General features: G+C 39.0%; 3 protein-coding genes. All 3 read right to left on the bottom strand.

The genetic code is table 11. The features are described from left to right. On the bottom strand, window positions 1–868 hold an 868-nt coding region (eno, locus tag BN338_RS05795), incomplete at its 3' end, for a phosphopyruvate hydratase (protein ID WP_039759935.1). 71 nt (window positions 869–939) lie between these two features. Next, window positions 940–1,776 (bottom strand): 3-deoxy-8-phosphooctulonate synthase, encoded by an 837-nt coding sequence (gene kdsA, locus BN338_RS05790; RefSeq protein WP_039759933.1) that lies wholly within the window; start codon window positions 1,774–1,776, stop codon window positions 940–942. A gap of 37 nt (window positions 1,777–1,813) precedes the next feature. Next, window positions 1,814–2,921: CTP synthase (locus tag BN338_RS05785; protein WP_039760145.1), on the bottom strand; the 1,108-nt coding region annotated here is incomplete at its 5' end.

Raw genomic sequence — 2,921 nt, 5'->3', positions numbered from 1 at the left:
CCTCTGCCATTCCATCTTCAATGGTAATAATAGGATAGCTTTTCACAAGGTGAGCCAAATAATCTACCTGTTCTTGAATGTCTCGACATTTTCCTTCACCTTTATAAAAATACGAACCATTTTTATAAAATTCAGTGGAAGCACAGTCTAAACCAATGGCAATTTGCTCACCTAGTTTATAGCCACACATTATAATAGATTCCATAATAAAATCAATAGCTTGATCTGCACTTTTAAATTGAGGCGCAAAACCACCTTCATCACCAACATTGGTATTATGCCCCGCATCTTTTAAACGTTTTTTCAATGCATGGAAAATTTCAGCACCATAACGGATGGCTTCTTTCACTGTAGGGGCTCCTACAGGAACAATCATAAACTCTTGAAAATCAATCAAGTTATCAGCATGAACGCCACCATTAATAATATTCATCATAGGTGTTGGAAGAATATGCGCTTGCGTACCACCAATATAACGATACAGAGGTAAATTTAATGAGTCTGCGGCAGCTTTTGCAACAGCCAATGAAACACCAAGAAGTGCATTGGCACCAAGACGGGCTTTGTTTGGCGTTCCATCCAAAGCAATCATTGCTTGATCAATAGCGATTTGGTCTCTTGCATCCCGCCCACCAAGTTCTTCAAGAATTTCGCCATTGACTGCAGCAACTGCTTTTTCAACACCTTTCCCTTGATAACGCAAATCACCATCACGAAGTTCTATAGCCTCATGTGTCCCTGTTGAAGCCCCTGAGGGAACCAGAGCACGACCAAAAGCTCCATTTTCCAAATGAACATCAACTTCTACCGTTGGATTACCACGGCTATCAAGAACTTCACGTCCAATAATATCGACAATTATAGTCATCTATGTTTCCTTATCCAATCAAAGCCGCGATTCATTTCTAATGTCCTATTCATGAAATATTTTTTCTCTTCTTAATTCAACTTCTTTGACAGATCATCAAATTCCATTAAAATCTCAAGCAATCTTTGTAAATCATCAATTTTAACCATATTGGGTCCATCAGAAGGTGCATGATCTGGATCTTGATGTGTTTCTAAAAAAATACCGGCAACCCCAACAGAAACAGCCGCACGCGCTAAAACTTCAACAAATTGACGCTGTCCACCAGATGAAGCTCCCTGCCCCCCAGGTTCTTGAACAGAGTGTGTGGCATCAAAAATAACAGGAGCCCCAAATGAACGTAAAATAGGCAACGAACGCATATCCGAAATCAGTCGATTATAACCAAATGATGTGCCTCGCTCACAAAGCATAACATTGGGATTACCACTGTGAACAACCTTTTTTAAAACATTCTCCATATCCCACGGAGCCAAAAACTGACCTTTTTTAATATTAATCACACACCCTGTTTTGGCTGCTGCAACCAAAAGATCTGTTTGACGACATAAAAAAGCAGGTATTTGTAAAATATCAACCGTAGAAGAAACAATTGTACATTGTTCTTCGGTATGTACATCAGTCAATATGGGACAATTAAACTCTTTTTTTAAATCAGCAAAAATGGCCATTGCTTTTTCAAGACCAATGCCACGTGCCGCACTCAAAGAAGTTCGGTTGGCTTTATCGTAACTTGATTTATAAACAAACCCAATACCAAGCTGATCAGCAATTGTTTTAATACGACCAGCCATTTCAAAAGCATGATCACGACTTTCCATCTGACACGGTCCTGCAATTAATGAAAGAGGCATTTCATTTGAAAAAATAACATTTCCAACTTTTACACGAGCATTTGGTTTCGTCATTTTAATCTCTCAAAAGCAAAGTAACCAAATTTACATCTTAAACCAATCGGCTTTGTTCTACAGCAGCTTCAATAAAAGAAGCAAAAAGCGGATGTGGATCAAAAGGACGTGATTTAAGTTCTGGATGATATTGAACACCAATAAACCATGGATGATCGGCATATTCTATCGTTTCTGGCAAAACACCATCAGGAGACATGCCAGAAAAAATCAAACCACACTGTTCTAACTTATCTTTATAATCAATATTGACCTCATAACGATGACGATGTCGTTCAACAATCTTTGTCATCCCATAAATTTGAGCAATATGACTTTTTTCTCTTAATTCAGCAGCAAAAGCACCAAGGCGCATGGACCCACCGAGATCACCATTTTTTATCCGTTTTTCAAGAACATCGCCTTTAAGCCATTCGGTCATTAAACCGACAATTGGATTTTCTGTTTCACAAAACTCACTTGATGAAGCATTCTCAATCTGTGCAATATTGCGTGCAGCTTCTATACAAGCCAATTGCATTCCAAAACAAATCCCTAAAAATGGAATTTTACGCTCTCGCGCAAATTGGATTGCTCGAATTTTTCCTTCTACCCCTCGAACCCCAAAAGCCCCAGGAACCAAAATTCCATGCGCTTTTTGTAAAGCTAAAACGGAATCTTCTTTTTCAAGAAGTTGCGAGTCAATCCACTCAATATTAACTTTCACTTTATTGGCTAAGCCACCATGCGCAATCGCTTCGATAAGAGATTTATAAGCATCCTTTAAGCCAATATATTTTCCTACAACAGCAATCGTAACTTCTCCTTCTGGATGATGAATGCGATGCGTAATATCTTCCCAAAGATCCATCTGAGGAGGAGGGGCCGTATTGATTCCAAACGCGCAAAGAACTTCAGAGTCTAAACCCTCTTTATGATAGGCCATAGGAACATCATAAATTGTTGGCATATCTAATGCCTGAATCACAGCATTGGCGCGAACATTGCAAAAAAGTGATAATTTGTACCGTTCTGTTTCTGGAATAGACCTGTCTGCTCGCACAAGCAAAATATCAGGAGAAATACCAACTGATTGCAATTCTTTGACAGAATGTTGTGTTGGCTTCGTTTTTAATTCACCTGCGGAGGGAATATAAGGCATTAAT

This window comes from Bartonella queenslandensis AUST/NH15, assembly GCF_000312585.1.
GTDB classification, from domain to species: domain Bacteria; phylum Pseudomonadota; class Alphaproteobacteria; order Rhizobiales; family Rhizobiaceae; genus Bartonella; species Bartonella queenslandensis_A.
Note: the sequence above shows the minus strand (reverse complement) of the source record. Positions and strands in the feature narration are given on the sequence as shown.